This is a genomic window from Paraglaciecola psychrophila 170, assembly GCF_000347635.1.
Taxonomy (GTDB): Bacteria; Pseudomonadota; Gammaproteobacteria; order Enterobacterales; family Alteromonadaceae; genus Paraglaciecola; species Paraglaciecola psychrophila.
On record NC_020514.1, the window covers coordinates 1,980,925 to 1,998,928 of the forward strand.

Here is an 18,004-nt window from a genome sequence, read left to right on the forward strand (position 1 = left end):
TGTCATATTATAAATCTGACGTTGAGCAGATTGCTATTGATAATTTTTATTTAGCTGTAACTCAATAGAAACCGGTACAGATAATTAAAACGTAACGTTAATAAGAAAAAATTAATTTTATTTTTTATTGTTTTCTTATACGTTAAATTGTGTCCCTATAAAATAAAGGGTTACAGAGCAATTAAATAAAAAATTTTCGATTTGCTGTGTTCAATGTCAAATAAAAGGTCACATTTTCACATATTCTATTTTTTACATATTGTTGTGTAATGATAATCTGATATCGTTGCAAAATTAAATTGTTGTTTAGTAAATCTGCAAATGTTTGTTGGTAATATCGCACTGTAAAAAGAGAAAAACTATTGATTGATAACGACCCAAAAATTCAGCGCCGTATTGACATGGACTTATTGAGCCGAGCTAAGACAGGTGTTGTGGTTTATGGATTTCTGCTTCCTGTGGTTTTTTGGCCATTTGATTTTTATATTTTACAACCCATGTTAAGTACAGTATTTGCCTTAAGCATGCTTTTTATTAGTATTTTGAGGGGGGGCCATTATGTTATAACAAAGCCGCTTTACCAATATTCAGTGAAGTTATGGCGGAGTTCATTTTACTTTTTGTCCCTGTGCCATGCGAGTATATTAAGTACTTTTTTTGTTTTTTCCATATTCGATGAGCGATTTACTGCCATCTTACACATCACCATGCTAGCTATAGGTGGCATCTCCAGTGGTGCACTTGTGGCACTTATTCCTAGGATTAAATTTGCGTTAGTCAATCTAAGCGTATTACTTATCCCATCAATTGTAACTGGGATTATAATCAGCGAAAAATTTGCCTTTGCAGTTATGCTTGCCTTGTTTTTTGGATATATTGCGATGATTGGGGTGCGCTCATCTAAAGAATATAATCGTTCGTTTGAAACAGAGTTGATACTCGATGATCAGAAAAATGAATTAGAAAGACTCAGTAAAATTGATGCTCTAACAAATATTTATAATCGAGGGTATTTTAATATTGAGTTTGAAAAACAATGGGAATATGCCAATCGTTTGAAACTTAGATTATCGTTATTAATTGTGGATGTTGATCATTTTAAGGCATTTAATGATAACTATGGCCATTTACTTGGAGATGCCTGTCTAGTGCATGTTGCTAAGATTATTAATCAAGTAGGCAAACGAGAAACTGATATAGCTGCTAGGTTTGGAGGAGAAGAATTTGTGCTGTTGATACTGGAAAATGAAAATGAAAATGAAAATGAAAAAGCTATAAAAGTAGCTGAAATTTTACGCCGTAAAATTGAACGTAGCCCGTTTAAAGTAGACGATAAATTGTTTCCTGTCACAGTGAGTATTGGCGTTGCAAGTATTCAACCTAGTCACAAAATGGACTCAAGACAACTCATTGAACAAGCTGATTCAGCCTTATATCAAGCAAAACACCAGGGGAGAAATCTTGTCATAGTTCATTCAGGTTAATATTTGAATGGCCACTAATTGGACTTTTTACGCCACTAAATTACTGAACTGAAACTAGTTTTTCTACTTTTTTCTGGTCCTTTAAACACACTTGTTTTTATTTCTGGATCTAAACCTGTAGAGAGACTCTGTCCACTTGTGTCTTAATAAGGTCTAAATTATGTGCGGATACATTGAAGTTAATGGAGAACAACACTCAATCATGCCGTTTCCAGAGCATGAAATTGTCAATCAATTTACCTTAAGACTCTTCAAACGTTATTACCCAGCCTTTGGTCAAGATCCCAATAAAACCACCGATATTGTCATCGAGGAAAACGGAGAACTCAAACAGGTGGCTGCGACACGGTGGTTTGACTATTCAGACTCTTTAAAAAATGTTTGCGGGTCGGGACACGCGCCACATTTAATGCTCGTAATCTAGACATTTCCTGTTGGCAAAGTGCACTTCACTATAACCGTGCCATTGTTTTAGCAACCGGCATTGATAAGTATAAAGTTTTTGGGAAAACCAAACATCAACACTATGTGCAAAGTGATGAAATATTTGTGATTGGTGCGCTTTATCGCAAGATTAGCGAAAGCCGATATAGCTGTGCAGTGCTCACCAAAGACGCTCATCCTAAAATGGAGCCTCATCACGATAAGGCCTGCCCAGCTTTTTTGCCTAATGGCGAAAAATTTTTAAAACTTTGGCTGAGTAGGCCGGTGCAAAAACTCTTAGAAACAGATCACGTGCTTAATTATGCAACACTATATTCAACCCTCAAAGTACAGCGGGTCAAAACCTACAAAGATAAAGTACCTTATCAATCCTTTTCCCCAGTAATACTTCACTCTGACCTACTAGTTATCCAAAGATCAGGTTAATTTAATGTCTGGCGTTATGGAACTGTCGATATTCCTAGTACTCAGCAATGTACTTGATGCTAACGTGTTTTTATCTTGGCTAAATATCTAATATGTGACTCTCAGTTATTGCGAATTTTGCAATATGTTCGAAAAGTGATTTGGATAAATATCAATAAAGTTGTTTACAGTACAATGGTATTTCTTATGAAAAGATACATAAAAGGTTTATCCCATGCAATGAGACAAGCATAATTTTGTCAGTGATTTTCCTGAGCACCAGCACACCATTCGTCACCTGAATATGAACGACAATCACTTCGCGATAATTGTTTGACGCCTATCATGAATTAGCGAGTGAAGTTCATGTTGAAAAAATAATGAGTCTGTTGCGGACGAGTATTTGGACTCTCTAAAAACACGACGGTTCCACCTTAAAGATCAATTGTTTAACTTAATGATTAAAGCAGAAAAAGCACTGTAATGAGGTGTTTTTGAATTGTGTGTTTTGGATTTATAGTAAGTCAATGGGATCAATTAGTATGGGTTGATACCATCATCCATAATGTCTAGGTCAGTTAAACCTTATGGATTTTTATCAATGTTGTATTTGAGCTGTTCGCTTATCTTCCAAACATGCATGATAAAGATCCTAGGAATAGGTACACTAAAAAAGCTTAAGTTAAATCTCTGTAATTTACGATAAAGGTTACTAGTACTCAAATTCAGGAGCAATTCAAGTTCACCCTTAATGCCAATAAATTCTTACCTAGCTTACGTTGGTGACTACGGGGATAAAATTTCAGGGCGACGGACAGGTAAATAGTGTCACTTTCACTAGTTTTATTGTTGCGAGCCTTCAATTAGTATTGTTTGATAACCTTTCAATGGTAAAGATGCATTATTGGCTAAAAGAATATGGTACAAATTATCTAGCTGGATAAATCAGCGCTCTGTGGTTTTACTCAGCCACGATAGGCCAGCTATTAGCAACTTCTACTAGACATTCCCAACGGCGAACAGAATTAAATTTATGAATAAAATCGATATCACTGCGTTTTCCATAAAGATAATAATACGATCAGTTACTTAGTGGTCGATGGGGCCACATCTTGTTGTGCCATTATCGTTCCGGTACTGGATTATGATCTTGCATCAGGGCGCACAAGCACCCTTTCAGCTGACAAAATTGTCAGTTATATTGTCAAAAATGGCTATACGTTAGAATGGATATTAGAAACCCATGCTCATGCTGACCATTTATCAGCAGCACATTATTTAAAAGGCGTTTTGGGTGCAAGTATTGGTATTGGGGAACACATATGCAGTGTTCAAGAAACGTTTAAACCTCTCTTTAATTTAGAAAAAGAGTTCAAAACCGACGGTAGTTAGTTTGATCATTTGTTTACAGATGAAGAAATCATTAGATTAGGTCACGAGGATATTACAGTGATACATACGCCTGCGTGTGTGACCTACCTAGTCGAAGATAATGTATTTTTGGGGGATACTATGTTTATGCCAGATTATGGCACCGTGAGAACAGATTTCCCCTTATGCAGCGCAAAGCAACTGTATCAGTCAATTCAATGAATACTGTCATTACAACTTTTAACAAGAATGTTTGTGGGTCATGACTATAAAGCGCCTGATAGGGATGTGTTTGCATGGGGGAAATCGGAGCTTGAACAGTAACGTAACAATGTGCACATCAAAGCCGCTATGTCAGTCGATGAGTTTGTCGAAATGAGAAATACCAGATATGCCACTTTGAATGTGCCACGTCTGTTGTTACCTGCGATCCAAATTAATATCAGGGCAGGGGCAATGCTACCAAAAGAGTCGAATGGGCATTCCCATTTAAAAATTCCTATAAACACACTGTAGAGTCATTGCATTGAATATTTTTATTGTTTTAGGTGCGGTTTTAATAGGGCTGAGTTTAGGCTTGTTAGGATCGGGTGGTTCAATTATTACCGTGCCGCTGCTCATTTATGTCGCAGATGAACCTGCCAAGCTTGCCATTGCTGAGTCACTTTTTATAGTAGGGTGTATATCTGCTTTTGGCAGTCTGTCTTATGTCAAGCGCGGCTTAGTCAACTGGAAGTTTGTGATGTTGTTTGGTTTACCGAGTATGCTCGGTACATACTTTGGGGCGTGGACTTCACAGTTTGTTTCTGGCGAAGCTCAGTTACTCACATTTTCTATCGTTATGCTCATTGCAAGTCGGTCAATGTTTGCACCGGTCACGTCAACTAACATTGCTGAGCCAGTGCCACGCAATCTGTTGGTGATCATTACCGGTGTTTTGGTGGGGGCCATTGCAGGCTTGGTTGGTGTAGGTGGCGGATTTTTGATTGTACCTGCCTTATTTTTACTCGGGAAATTGGCCTTTCAACAAGCTATTGGCAGTAGTTTAATCATCATCACGATGCAATCGTTTATCGGTTATCTAAAATACCAAGATGTACTTGAACAATTTGCTTTAACGATGAACTGGAAAATCGTTTCGGTGATTATTTTTATGGGGATTTTAGGCTCAATTATAGGTGTGCGCATCGCCGATAAAATCCCACAACAACAGATAAAAAAGCTTTTTGCCATAGTATTGGTTGTTCTGGGCATATATATATTTGGCACAACAATCTTCGACTATTTTCTAAATAGGAGTTAAGCGTGAAAAAAGTATCAAGTAATTTTTCTATATCTGGCCCCATTGACGATCAGATTTTAGACGCGCTCAAAGCGCAAGGTGTCACCAAAATTGTCAATGTTAGACTGGATGATGAAGAGCCAGGGCAAGAAAACGCAGAACAGTTGGCTATTAAGCCGCGCTCCCATGGTATCGAATATGTGCACATACCGGTAAAAGCAAACAGTTATTCACAAAAGGATATAGCGGAATTTTTCAAACAACTGGCCACAGGGGATGACAAAGTACATGCGTTTTGTCGCACCGGTAATCGTGCCATTCATCTTTGGGCGTTGGCTAACTCTCATTCTGAAACATTAAAATATATCGAAAACCAGTGTGAAAAAAGTAATTGTAGTATCAGCTCTGTCAAAGAGCTAATGCATGACATTGAGCGTGAAGAGGTCTGGCTTGGTGCCAATATTTGATAATAGGTACATCACATATTTTTATGATGTTTTGGAATTCGGTTCAGCATAACGTTCAGTCTATTTTAAGAAAATTCCGTTTTGGCTTAGGTAATACTCATCCTAAAATTTAAGGTTAACGCCTAACTACTGCAGCCATACACATAAGTTTCTATTTTGGATTTGCTTATGTAAGTAACGGATTCAAGGAGCCACTTTTTCTCTCAGTGGGGAGTCAATTTGGCTTTGAAAGTGTTCGACTGTAGTCCAACAGATCATGTTATGCTCAGGTTCCCTTTATTGTGCATCCAGATTGATATCTATGAACGATAGTCCCAAAGATAAAAGCCACAAAAGTCCTCAGCAATACTCCAATTTCAAATTACATGGCGTGGGTCGTTTAACTATTGACGCAGTATTAGCCGTTACTGACATAGTTGAATCACTCCATAAACGTATAAGTCCGCTTTCTGGACTATATAAAAAGTCTGAAGAAGAACAGCTTTCAGGCATAAGTGGGTTGGTGTATCGCAACATTCGAAGTGTGACAGAGTTGGTAGGTAAAAGTATTGATGCACCACTGGCGGCGATAAGTAAAACCTTAGCAACTCAACCTGATTCAACCTCAACCCAATCCCTACTTGCAGCACTAAACGGAGTGTTGGGTGATTATCTAGTTGTTAGTGATAATTCTTTAGCCATCCATATGCACTTTAGAAAAGCTGGGCAAATCCTCACTGATGAACAGCTATTGGATGTCATAAATCAAAGTGATGGCAAACTTCTGATCATGCTCCATGGTTTGTGTATGAATGACCTGCAGTGGTGCCGCGAAGGTCATGATCATGGCGCTGAGTTGGCAAGAGAATCAGGTATGGGTGCCATCTACCTGCATTATAATTCTGGACAACATATTTCTGATAATGGCAAACAGTTTGCGGCTTTGCTGGAGTCCTTGGTCGACTTAACAGATAGAAAGTTAGAGATTAATATATTGGCCCACAGTATGGGAGGATTGGTTTCTCGTAGTGCTTTTCATGTGGCAGAAAACAGTGGCCACAAATGGCCTGATCGACTCCAAAAGTTAGTTTTTTTAGGTACCCCACATCATGGCGCTGCTCTTGAAAAAGCCGGTAACTGGATTGATTTAATTTTAGGTGCACATTCATACACGGTGCCGTTTGCAAGGCTGGTAAAAGTGCGCAGTTCTGGTATCACAGATTTACGTTATGGCAATGTGCAGGAATCGGATTGGCATACTACCGAACGGTTTGAGTTTAGTGGTGACCAACGGTTACCCTTACCTTTACCTGATTCAGTGCGCTGTTTTGCAGTTGCAACCAGTGCTAAAGAAAGTATCAATTATCCTTTAGGGGATGGACTTGTCAGGATAAAAAGTGCGTTGGGCGAACACCAAAATTCAGCGTTCAATTTACAGATCCCTGATTCTCATAAATGGGTAGGTACTCACATCAATCATATGCAGCTGTTAAACGACCCTGAGATTTATCAAGTACTAAAAAAGTGGTTTGATATAAAGTAATCAATGAGTATTTTTTATCATAATTTGATATTTCGATTAAAAAATGTACTGAATAGAGATTTTAAAAGTGATTGAAGTTGTAATTCTGGCACTAGCATTAAGTATGGATGCATTTGCGGTATCTATTGGACTTGGAGCAAAGCGAACACACAATAGAACATCCCTTGCTATTAAGGCGGGATTATACTTTGGTTTTTTCCAAGGGGTAATGCCGTTAATTGGCTACTTTGGTGGTAAAGAAGTACTTGGTTGGGTTGGAGCCTATGCCCCATGGATAGCCTTTGTTCTTTTGCTCTTAATCGGTAGCAAAATGCTTTATGAGTCTTTTTCAGGAGATATTGAAAAGAACATTGAAACAGACATTGTAAGAATCACCCATAAAGTTATGTTGGTGCTTGCTATAGCCACTAGCATAGATGCGTTAGCCGCAGGTTTTTCACTCACCCTACTGGATGTAAATTCATTTGTTGCCTGTACGTTAATAGGGCTGACAACACTAGTTTTTAGTGGGATTGGCGTGTTTGTTGGTGCTAGAAGTGGAACCTGGCTTGAAAGCAAAGCTGAGCTATTTGGTGGCATAGTGCTGATATTAATAGGGTTTAAATTGCTTTTTTTTTATTAATTCGACATACCCAACCCTAGAATGAGTAACTGGTTGTGAGCTAGTGATAATTTTTTAAAGACTACCAAATTAATTTTAACTGAGGTTAAACCCAAGAAGATAAAAGTCTGTTAGATACACCGGATTCATCGTTTATTTTTTTGTCATATTTCGTCTTATTCAGCGTTAAGACTCTCTCATTACGAGAAAATCTCATGCTCGATACACGTAAAAATTGAAAAAGTCACGAATTAAAAATCACCTCGGGAAATCCTGTACATTTAGCTGGTGGCCTTGATGCTCACTCTTCAAAGCATGCTGTTTCTGGTGAGTTGGGAAATCATTCATTGTTTCAATAGGCACGTGTCAATGCTGCTATAACCTAAGGTAATGCATGCCAAAGTAATGCGCATTTTCATGCGAAAGTGTTGACGGTAATTGGGTAAAGAAAGATGATGGCACCAACCTGCACTCTAATAGCGTACGTAAAGCAATCTACTCACTAAGCCAGAATCTAGTCGTCATTCTGCACTGGATGCTGAGCTTATCGCTGCAGCACTGGTCAATGCGCTAAATTGTGATGCTTTGCAAGTCCATCTTCAGAGGCTAGACTCATGTAATCCGATGAAAGTACATGTCAGTTTCAGTGACTCAATAGGTAAAGGCAACAGTCACTAATCGGGAATGGCCAGTCAAATAGGCGTTAACTTTACTTCTTTGTTTGTTTACTGTGAGCCAAACTCTAGCAATAGCGACGTACCTACCTTTCAAACGATTGTTCCCAGTAGTCAAAATAAATTGGACGGTAATAACCCAATCATAATGACGTGAGCATGCTTATTCTGGAGCCTGTAACAGATTCTATGCAACTGTCATTAATATTCATTCTAAAACAAAGTTTTCTTTAAACGTAAACGGCTTCAGTTATCCCTTTTTTGCTAAAGACACAAAATGTTGATTTTCCAATATAAGATGAAAGATATCACATTTCAAAACTACTCATTGATGGAGAGTTTGCTACTAGTTCATTTCCTGATGTTGTGTCTGAATATAGTCACCATTATCCAGATTTTTCAGAACAAGCTAACAAGATTGTGTATGTGTCTAATGAATCTGAACCTCTAATTAAACTTCCAAAGATACATTTAACTCTCGCTACTCTTAAACATTGAAAGAGACTCTGTTTATTTTCGTAAAAACACACCTCAACATCAGCAATGCTTAAGTTACGAATTTACCTAACAAACTCTCACTGAATTATTACGACTGCCTCCATCAAAACTTAGGGGGTACCAAGAAATTTCAGTTAATTTGCAACAAGGAGAATTACTTTTTACGAGTGGTAAATCTGCTCAGTCTGATATTAAGGCGTTAATACATCCTAGGTTGTTGTAATGTCGTTAATCCTATTTATGTTTAAAGTGTTGATGCTAAAATCGTTAAAATGATGCGTATGCTATCAACGCATATCCAATATTTATTTTTGCGCCGTAAATATTAGATTCTTGCTTGACCTGTTTAACTGCCCTTTGCTGGTATTTTCTATGCAGAGAAACCAGTTTATGGGACTAATCAATCGTTAATTTTCATCTAGTGATACCGATTGTTTAGTTACTGTAACTATAAAGGTATTATCTGGTTATCATTAGAACTAAAAGGCTTACATAGCCGTAACATTAGTTTGAGCTCACTTTTAGTATTAGGAACCGTTATGCACTTTTGGCGTTGGATATGGACATTTTTGTTTTGTTTGGTAATAGTGACTGTGTTGGGGTTTGTGAAATTCAACCAAATCAAAGCGGCCATTGCTTTTGGCGAGTCTTTTCCTGAACCCAGTGAGACAGTGAATATTATCGTAACGGAGCAGAGCCAGTGGCAATCTTCTTTAAGTGTTATGGGAGAGGTTGTTGCTACTCGAAGCTTAGATCTGCGTAATGAATTAGCAGGTGTTATAACCAATGTTGGATTTATTTCAGGTGGTAAAGTGGCCAAAGGTTCGCTGTTATTGCAATTCGATGTGGAAAATGAAGAAGCACAATTAGCTGCGTTAACGGCACAAGTCAGTATAGCGCAGTTGGAGGTAAATCGATTTTCCGAGTTGCTAAAAAGTAACGCCTCTAGCCGCGATCAACTTGACAGAGCTAAGGCACAATTAGCTGTCGCTGAAGCCAATGTGCGTGCTTTGCAGTCTACGATTACCAAAAAAACACTGCTGGCAACCTTTGATGCAATGGTTGGATTACATCAACTTGAAGTAGGTGGTTATTTGTCTGAGAATACTTTAATCACACGTTTGGTGAGTGTGAGTGACGCTGTTTGGTTGGACTTTTTAATACCTCAAGAGTACGCAAATTTAGCCGAAGGTGATGTTGTTCAGGTCAGGTCAGCAAGTTTACTCAACGATTTGCATACAGCTAAGATTATTGCGCTCAGTCAGGAAATAGACACCGCATCCAGAAATTTGCGTGTTAGGGCTCTGTGGTTGAACTCTCCTAAGCAAATTAAGCCTGGCGCTTTAATTGAAGTGCAAGTGTCCCTTGGAAATCGTCTCAATGTAGTCAGGATACCCAGTGTAGCTGTGCGTTATGATTCGTTTGGCTCTTATGTATTTATTTTGAACAAAGATAACAATCAAGATTGGCGTGCAACACGTCAAAGCATAGAAGTGCAGGCTAAAGATAACAAAACTGCCATTGTGACTTCTGGACTTTCGATTGGTCAACACATTGCCTCTATTGGGTCGTCTAAATTGAGAGAAGGCATATTAGTTAATGTGGCTTCTTTTAAGGAAGGAAATACCTTCAATGAATAAGTCCAAGGGCGAACTGTTGATTAGTGAGGAAGACACCAAGCCTTCTATTATGGATGTGTTTTGCAGGCGGCCAGTGGTAGCCATTGTTCTATCTTTGGTGTTGGTGCTGGTGGGTATTCGCGCTTCAATCGACTTACCCGTTTTACAGTTTCCTAAAATCGCGAGTGCCTCGCTACAAATTACCACACCTTACATCGGTGCATCCGCAGATGTGGTTCAAGGCTTTATAACCGAACCTATCGAGCGAGCTGCTGCGTCTGTGCCTGGCGTTGATTACATTGATTCGAATACCACACTTGGTTTAAGCACCGTTAACGTCTGGTTGAAGTTGAATGAAAACAGCACTGAAGCACTGGCTGAGCTGTCTTCACGACTGACGCAAATTCGTTTTGAATTGCCAGAGGGGGCGGAAGATCCTTCCGTTCAAGTTGTCAGAGCTGACAGACCTTTTGCAGTGTTTTATCTAAACGTTGAATACGATGAAGAAAACGCCGGTATGTCGCGCTTAGAGGTGACAGATTATTTATCTAGACGTGTTGTGCCGAGTTTATCTACTATTCTCGGTGTGCAGAGAGTTGGACTTGAAGGTAGTCGTTCACCCGCTATGCGAATATGGTTAGATACTCAAAAAATGGCCGCGTTTAATGTTGCTGCTGATGATGTGGCCAATGCACTGCGAAGTAATAACCTGATTGCCACCATAGGCGCAAGTGAGAACAATCAACAACGTATCGCCTTAATGACCGACAGCTCTTTGACCAACGTCGAAGCGTTTAAGCAGCTTATCGTGCGTGAAGTGAATGGCGCGCAAATTCGTATTAGTGATATTGCTAGAGTAGAGATTGGCGAAGTAGAAGGACAAGTTACCGCAAGGTTAGACAAACAGACCAACGTTTTTCTTTCTGTTTGGCCATTACCGGGCGCCAACGAGATTGATATCGGCGATAGATTGTATAAAAAGCTTGATAGCATCAATCAAACGTTGCCAAAAGGACTCACTATTAGCAGTGGTTTTGATGGCACGTTATATATGCGTAACGCCCTCAAAGAAATTTTTATCACCCTTGCTGAAACGATTGTTTTAGTTGGTATTGTGGTGGTGATAATGATGGGCTCTTTTCGCACAGCCCTTGTACCGCTTATTACTATTCCTATTTCAATTTTGGGCGCGATCGCCGCCATGACTCTTATGGGGTTTACGCTTAACTTATTAACCGTCTTAGCCATAGTGTTATCAGTGGGGCTGGTGGTAGACGATGCGATTGTGGTAGTCGAAAATGTTGCGCGTTATATGCGCAGTGGCATGAGCCGGATGCAAGCAGCGCTAATCAGTTCAAGGCAATTATTAGCCCCGATTATTAGTATGACTATCACCTTGGCTGCGGTTTATGCACCAATAGGTTTGTTGTCTGGCTTAACGGGGGCGTTGTTCAAAGAGTTTGCATTTACATTAGCTATTGCCGTATTGATTTCTGGTTTTGTTGCGGTGACTCTGTCCCCCATCATGAGTGCTTATGCTTGCCCTGAAGGGGGAAAAGAGGGCAAGTTCACTCTAAAAATAAATGCTGGTTTTGCACGTTTGCAAGCGTGGTACGGCAAATTGTTGTTACGTACAATAAATTTTAAAGCACAAGTCTTAACCGGGGCGGTATTTTTGGCTTTGTTAAGTGTGCCTTTTTATTTATTGTCACTTAAAGAACTTGCACCCACTGAAGACCAGTCAAGTATTACCGTTATTATTGAAGCCGCACCGGAATCATCTTTGCAATACTCCACTCAACATATGGACGACGTGGTGGACGTGATGAAACAACTCGATGGTAGTAAGTTTATGTGGCAAATTATTAACCCTGTTGGTGCTTTTGGTGGGGTTGAATTTGTGCCTTTAAAAGACCGCAGCGAGGGCGTGCAAGATATATTTTGGAAGGCCTTTGGTGCACTATCATCGGTGCCTGGGTTAAAAGCTTTTCCAGTATTGGACTCGGCTTTACCAACGTCCGGCAATTTCTCGGTTGAAATGGCGGTTTTAAGTACTGACTCATATGAAGAAATGAAGGTTTACGCTGATAAAATGGTGGCGGCAGCCATGGCCAGTGGTAAGTTTTTGTTTGCTGAAACAGACTTGAAAATTGACCTGCCTCAAGCCAGATTTTTATTAGACCGTCAACGAATAGCGGATTTAGGCATGGACTTAGCCAGTGTCAGTCGCCAGTTAGATGTGATGTTATCTGGTAATTTTGTAAATCGTTTCAACAAAGACGGTCGCGCCTATCGCGTTATTCCAATGGTGGATGAGGACCAAAGAGTTAACCCTGATGCTATATTAGATTTGCAAATTCGTACCCCAAGTGACGCCCTTGTCTCTATTCGTTCTATTGCTAAGCTTGAAACCGAAGTTGCACCCAGAGTGTTAGTAAAGTTTCAACAGAAAAATGCCTTTCGCATTTATGGCGAAGTTATCCCTGGCACAACCAAAGAACAGGGACTCACTGCGTTAGAAGCTGCTGCGGCTGAACTATTACCCACCGATTACAACATTGACTATGCAGGTGAATCTAGGCAAATTCGTTTAGAAGGCAACTCACTTGAAGGTGTTTTATTGGTGGCGTTAGTGTTTGTGTTTTTAGTCCTAGCGATCCAGTTTAATAGTTTTCGCGACCCTTTGGTGGTGTTGCTTGGCTCAGTGCCATTAGCACTTGCAGGAGCGATGATGTTTACGTTTCTGGATTTCACCACTATTAATATTTACTCCCAAGTGGGGTTTATCACACTCGTGGGTTTGATAGCCAAAAATGGCATTCTTATCGTGGAATTTGCTAATCATATGCAGATGCAAGGGTACGCTAAAATAGAAGCTATTCAGCTTGCAGCACAAACAAGATTACGTCCGGTACTAATGACAACCGCCGCCACAGTGTTAGGACACTTTCCATTGGTGCTGGTATCAGGGGCAGGAGCTGAAGCCAGAAATAGCATCGGTATAATCTTGGTTGCAGGTATGTTAGTTGGCACCATGTTTACCCTTTTAGTACTACCAAGTGTGTATATGGTTTTAGCATCTAATCACTCTAAAGATAAGCACACTGAAGCCTCTGGTACTGCAGAAGCGAAAAGCACATGATATTGAGTTTGCCAAGCGCTAATTTGCTCGGCCCTGCACTCAAAGGTATCTTTATTCGATATAAGTGACAAAAAATATGTGTCGAAGTTAGGATTAGATAAAATATCATCTAGTGTTGGAAATAACTAAAATCATCAAGAGTAGATTAAGTGATACCTGCCTCTTCACAGAAGTGCCATCATTTGGATGCTGTAATTTTATCAGAATGATTGCTTGGGTATTGGGTTAGTTTCATCAGTGATGAAAGCTTTAGACAACATAGCTACGTTACAGCGTGCGTAGTTCTGTCCGTATTCTTGCATAACAGTTTTGTCATGGACAAAGCCATTCTTTTCGTACAGATGGATAGCTGACTCACATTTTGCGTTGGTGAGTAAAAATAGCTTTTTAATGCTTAATGACTGAGCTTCACTGAGTACATGTTGTAGCAAAATCTCACCTACTTTAAGCCCTCTTGCAGATTTTAATACTCCCATTTTTGTCAGCTCAAAGCTGTTATCGCCCTTATTCCAGAACGCACATGTGCCGACAATACCTAGCGTTGGGTGTTCGGCAAACCAAATTTTACCGCCTTTATCGATAATATGGCTTTGTGGATCTTCTAATACTTGTTTATCAATCGTTTCTAACACAAACATTTCGTCAATCCATTCTTTGTTAATGGTTTCAAAATGATGGGCGAGGGCAGGTTCAAACGGCTTAATCACTACTTGAGTTTGCATCGCGGTTTGGTTGATATAACGCCGTGTGCGGATAAGTAACGATTCACGAGAAAATGATTTTTCGAGCAAAAGTAAAGACCGATAAAAATCATTATTATGCTCAGTACATAAATCTGTGGCGGCTTGCTGCACCGCTTTCCAGATTGGCTTCAACTCTTTTACTTGCTCACGGCCTTTAGGCGTTAAGCTCAGTACCCGTTTACGTGAATCAGCAGGGTCTTTAATAATCATAATCAGCTTTTCGTTTTGTAACTCTTTACAAAACTGACTTAGGGCGGGCTGGGATAAACCCAGAAGGCTCGACGCTTCTACAATGGTCAATGATTGTTTATTACTGTCTTTTACGTCTAGCAGCGCCATTAGGGTGAACCATTTAGGGTTAATGTTCATGCCAAATTCTTGGTAAACATCCGACGCGCTGGCTAACATTCGCTCACTTATTCGTTTTAGCCGGCTGCCAAGGGCTAACTCTGCTAATTCATTTAAGAAATCTTGTTGCATAGTATGCTTTATTATAAAAATGTATAAATTATTATATAAGTGGTTATGTAAAATGCAAGAGCACTATTTTATTGTAGTTAACTATTTGTATACCTAAACTCCTGCAACGCTTATTTATGTTTTAAGGCGCTGGTCGGGTAACTAAATAGTACGTTTAGTTTTGCTTTTAGACCTTTTGCATTAAGTGTGGTTTTAGCTAAATAAGCCCATTGATGAAAAGTTATGGTAAGTGGGTTGTTACTGTTTAACTGACCAATAATCCCATATTTGCAGGGTTTTGATGCTTCTTCCTCAGCGTAAGTACCAAACAATTTATCCCAGATAATAAGTACACCTGCAAAGTTTTTATCTAAATATCCTTTATTAATTGCATGATGTACTCGGTGGTGGGAAGGGGTATTAAAAACTTTTTCAAACCAACCTAATTTGTTGACTACTTGGGTGTGTACAAAAAATTGGTATGCCAAATTTAGAGCCACGACTGTAAATACAGTAATGGGGTCAAAGCCGAGTAATATCATAGGCATCCAAAACACCCACATACCGGCAATGGGATACATTAAACTTTGCCTAAATGCAGTCGTAAAATTCATTTTGGTCGAGCTATGATGCACGATGTGTGCAGCCCATAACCAATGAATATGGTGCGACGCTTTATGAAACCAATAATATAAAAAAATCTTGCAATATAAAGGCAACAAAAACACTTATTACTGAAAGTTCTATATCAAATAATCGATACTCATAAAGCCAATAAAAAAACGGACATTAACAGCAGTAAAGACAATCGCATCTGCGCCTTGGTGCATTAGTGCTAGCGCAGTATTGGCTAAGCTGTCCTTTATATCGTAATAATGTCTATGTTTAATAAACTCATAACTGATAAAAATAATAAACACCGGACTCAGCGCAAGTAATATAATTTCAACGGTCATAGGGCTGCGCTTTTAAAGTGAGAGGCTAATTTTTTGAGTGCTTGTGTTATGTCTTTTTTTATTAAATATCCTAATATGAATTCGGGCACCCACCATGGCCCTTTGCAGCTTATATTGTAGGTAATTTCAGTTATCGGCGCAGTTGATGGCTCTGGGCTATTATTATTTGAATGAAAATAGATATCGCCACGATGTTGTGCAACGGGTTTATCACCGATTATTTGATAACTAATTTGCTTGTCATCTGCGCTGATAATCCGCTCTTGAAATTTACCGCCGAGCATACTGATTTGCCTTATAGAGCCTGTGCCACCGCTAATTTGACCTTCATTTTGTGCTTTTATGAGTAAAAACCTAGCATTAAAAAAACGACACAAATGCTCATGTTCGAGCAATATATCTCTCACCTGTGAAGGTTTTGCAGCAATGTTTTGTTTTACACTTATTGATATCATTTTTACAACAGCAGGTATTTAGCAGTTGAACTAGTATATAAAAATATTCCGTGACAGACTTGCTGTTTCGCGACCATATTTTAGCTTTAGGCGACAAATGAACACACTTGCCGATCATTACTTTTCTAGCAGTCTTGACTACCTTGAGACTCTGGGTCTTAACAGCCAAGTTGTTTTGTCAGCAATTAATTTTAAAGAGTACAATGATAAACAAGCTCAACAGCTAGCGCCTCGTATTAGTTTAAGCAGCTATAATGCCCTGCTGGATTATGCGCAACATACTTTAAACGAACCGTTGTTTGGTTTTAAGCTTGGCCAGCAAATTCGGACCGCTGATTTTGGCGTGTTGGGGTATCTAATAGAATCGAGTGATAACTTAGCCAGTGCAATTGCAGCGCTTCTTAATTATGACAGTTTGGTGGCAGACATAGGTAAGGCACAATTCGAGCAGCAACACGATATTGCTGTTATTCGATGGATACCTCATACAAGTTGTAACTCTCAAGTTATCTTGCGGAATATGACCGCTTGGGTGGGTGTTATTCGTCAATTGCTTAATTCGCAGTTATCGCCTAGTAGAATTTATTTTACCCAAGCTTGGTCTCACGCTGAAACAAAGATTCTTGCTAGCTGGTTTAACTGCCCTATTGAAACTAACGCCGAATATAACCAAATTGAGTTCCCCAGTAGTTATTTGGCGCTGCCTTTTAAAACTGACAACACACAAATAAATCTTGTACTTAAACAAGTATCAGAGCAACAATTATCGCGCTTTAAAAGTCAGCAATTATTAACTGAAAAAATTAATCATTTGCTGATGGCAAAAAATGATTTGGACGACTGTAATTTAATTCGCACTTCAAGCGCATTAAACATGACGCCACGCACCGTGCAGCGCCACTTAAGACGAGAAAAAACATCGTTTGCTGAATTACTTGGAAGTGAACGCAAAAGGCGTCTGCAGCTGTATATTGGAAAATACTCTTTATGTACAATTGCCAATAAGCTTGGATTTAATGACCAAAGTTCGTTTAATCGCGCATTTAAACGTTGGTATGGATACAGCCCATTATATTATTTAAAGCATAAATGAATGCTGTAGAGCTGGTTAATATTGAATAGTGTAGTCAATTTGGCATCTAATATTAAAAATCTGAACGCTTATTATGTGGCGGTTAATGATTAATCCACATTACATTTTGGTTCAGAAACTCAGCCTTATTTTTGTTTTTTATACACACATAAAGCGGATTGAGGGTAACCAAACAACGAAGAGATACTCTCGCTGACAATATGCCATCCCAACGTAGCCTGAGCATTAATTACAGCATCTAATTCATCTGTATTTAGTTCTGAGTTCGTCCAAAGCTTTCTGAACTTTAAATTAACTGTTTTATATTCCCAATTCATATCTTCATCCCTGTAGGTATCAAAATTATGTCGATAACAGAAGCGTATAACGAGTTTAAAATTTTGCCTAAACGGGTTGGCGATAATTTCACAATATAATTCTGAAATATATGCCAACGAGTTTGGGCTTTATCGGGTTATATTTTTTTATGACTACCATCACACATTGGCTGTGTCGCCGTCGCTTTACAGCCACAAAAAAATATTTTTTTGGACTCGGTAGCCATGTACTTTACTGGCGTAAAACCTGTGCCACCATGAGAACCATCACAAAAAGGTTGTTTCCCACTTTTACCACAGGCGCACCAAAAGTAATTTTTACCTGATTCCACGTCTACTGCATATGGCGTATTAGATGCTCGAATTGCCTCACTCATAATAGAACCCTCATAATTGTTGAATAACATAACGCCACGAATACTGACATATAATGGGCACTGTTATTAGCTACTTTTTAGTCAAACTGAGATAA

At 39.1% G+C, this 18,004-nt stretch carries 17 protein-coding genes; 11 read left to right on the forward strand and 6 right to left on the reverse strand.

The window, feature by feature from the left end; genetic code table 11:
• Window positions 1–743: 743 nt before the first annotated feature.
• The 10 genes from C427_RS08570 to C427_RS08610 all read left to right on the forward strand — a co-directional run bounded on the left by C427_RS08570 (window position 744) and on the right by C427_RS08610 (window position 13,509).
• A complete protein-coding gene (locus C427_RS08570) occupies window positions 744–1,484 on the forward strand; it encodes a GGDEF domain-containing protein (RefSeq protein WP_322786673.1) in 741 nt (246 codons plus the stop codon).
• 160 nt (window positions 1,485–1,644) lie between these two features.
• Window positions 1,645–1,908, forward strand: a complete 264-nt coding sequence (locus C427_RS24755; RefSeq protein ID WP_007643456.1) for a hypothetical protein — start codon at window positions 1,645–1,647, stop codon at window positions 1,906–1,908.
• Window positions 1,866–2,354, forward strand: a complete 489-nt coding sequence (locus C427_RS08575; RefSeq protein ID WP_007643453.1) for an SOS response-associated peptidase family protein — start codon at window positions 1,866–1,868, stop codon at window positions 2,352–2,354. Before C427_RS24755 ends, C427_RS08575 begins: the two co-directional genes overlap by 43 nt.
• A gap of 1,071 nt (window positions 2,355–3,425) precedes the next feature.
• Entirely contained in the window at window positions 3,426–3,725 is a 300-nt protein-coding gene (locus C427_RS28980) for an MBL fold metallo-hydrolase (RefSeq protein ID WP_007643451.1), read from the forward strand.
• Window positions 3,726–4,230: 505 nt separating this feature from the next.
• Entirely contained in the window at window positions 4,231–5,007 is a 777-nt protein-coding gene (locus C427_RS08585) for a sulfite exporter TauE/SafE family protein (RefSeq protein ID WP_007643445.1), read from the forward strand.
• A 2-nt stretch (window positions 5,008–5,009) separates the two neighbouring features.
• Window positions 5,010–5,453 (forward strand): protein tyrosine phosphatase family protein, encoded by a 444-nt coding sequence (locus tag C427_RS08590; protein ID WP_007643440.1) that lies wholly within the window; start codon window positions 5,010–5,012, stop codon window positions 5,451–5,453.
• 301 nt (window positions 5,454–5,754) lie between these two features.
• Window positions 5,755–6,975, forward strand: a complete 1,221-nt coding sequence (locus tag C427_RS08595; RefSeq protein WP_007643435.1) for a lipase family alpha/beta hydrolase — start codon at window positions 5,755–5,757, stop codon at window positions 6,973–6,975.
• A gap of 67 nt (window positions 6,976–7,042) precedes the next feature.
• Window positions 7,043–7,597, forward strand: a complete 555-nt coding sequence (locus C427_RS08600) for a manganese efflux pump MntP (protein WP_015430683.1) — start codon at window positions 7,043–7,045, stop codon at window positions 7,595–7,597.
• A gap of 1,690 nt (window positions 7,598–9,287) precedes the next feature.
• Entirely contained in the window at window positions 9,288–10,388 is a 1,101-nt protein-coding gene (locus C427_RS08605; RefSeq protein ID WP_007643430.1) for an efflux RND transporter periplasmic adaptor subunit, read from the forward strand.
• Window positions 10,381–13,509 (forward strand): efflux RND transporter permease subunit, encoded by a 3,129-nt coding sequence (locus tag C427_RS08610; RefSeq protein ID WP_007643429.1) that lies wholly within the window; start codon window positions 10,381–10,383, stop codon window positions 13,507–13,509. Before C427_RS08605 ends, C427_RS08610 begins: the two co-directional genes overlap by 8 nt.
• Window positions 13,510–13,709: 200 nt before the next feature.
• On the opposite strand, the gene C427_RS08615 is transcribed toward C427_RS08610, so the two are convergent.
• The 4 genes from C427_RS08615 to C427_RS08625 all read right to left on the reverse strand — a co-directional run bounded on the left by C427_RS08615 (window position 13,710) and on the right by C427_RS08625 (window position 16,122).
• Window positions 13,710–14,732 (reverse strand): bifunctional helix-turn-helix transcriptional regulator/GNAT family N-acetyltransferase, encoded by a 1,023-nt coding sequence (locus C427_RS08615; protein WP_007643427.1) that lies wholly within the window; start codon window positions 14,730–14,732, stop codon window positions 13,710–13,712.
• Between the two features lie 110 nt (window positions 14,733–14,842).
• Complete coding sequence (locus tag C427_RS08620) at window positions 14,843–15,439, reverse strand: sterol desaturase family protein (RefSeq protein ID WP_269079243.1); 597 nt, start codon at window positions 15,437–15,439, stop codon at window positions 14,843–14,845.
• A 15-nt stretch (window positions 15,440–15,454) separates the two neighbouring features.
• Window positions 15,455–15,667 carry a hypothetical protein gene (locus tag C427_RS28160; RefSeq protein WP_015430685.1) on the reverse strand — a complete coding sequence of 71 codons (213 nt, stop codon included), beginning with the start codon at window positions 15,665–15,667 and terminating at the stop codon, window positions 15,455–15,457.
• The gene (locus C427_RS08625; protein WP_007643422.1) at window positions 15,664–16,122 is read right to left on the reverse strand and encodes an SRPBCC family protein; all 459 of its coding nucleotides are present in this window, start codon (window positions 16,120–16,122) and stop codon (window positions 15,664–15,666) included. The genes C427_RS28160 and C427_RS08625 overlap by 4 nt, the downstream gene beginning before the upstream one ends.
• Before the next feature lie 97 nt (window positions 16,123–16,219).
• On the opposite strand from C427_RS08625, the gene C427_RS08630 reads away from it, so the two are divergent.
• Window positions 16,220–17,215, forward strand: coding sequence for an AraC family transcriptional regulator (locus tag C427_RS08630; protein ID WP_007643412.1), 996 nt, complete (start codon window positions 16,220–16,222; stop codon window positions 17,213–17,215).
• Between the two features lie 125 nt (window positions 17,216–17,340).
• Here C427_RS08630 and C427_RS08635 read toward each other — a convergent pair whose 3' ends face one another.
• Both C427_RS08635 and C427_RS08640 read right to left on the reverse strand, forming a co-directional pair.
• Window positions 17,341–17,532 carry a DUF4177 domain-containing protein gene (locus tag C427_RS08635; RefSeq protein WP_007643410.1) on the reverse strand — a complete coding sequence of 64 codons (192 nt, stop codon included), beginning with the start codon at window positions 17,530–17,532 and terminating at the stop codon, window positions 17,341–17,343.
• Between the two features lie 137 nt (window positions 17,533–17,669).
• Window positions 17,670–17,909: a CDGSH iron-sulfur domain-containing protein gene (locus C427_RS08640; protein WP_007643408.1), complete on the reverse strand. Its 240-nt coding sequence runs from the start codon at window positions 17,907–17,909 to the stop codon at window positions 17,670–17,672.
• Window positions 17,910–18,004: the final 95 nt, after the last annotated feature.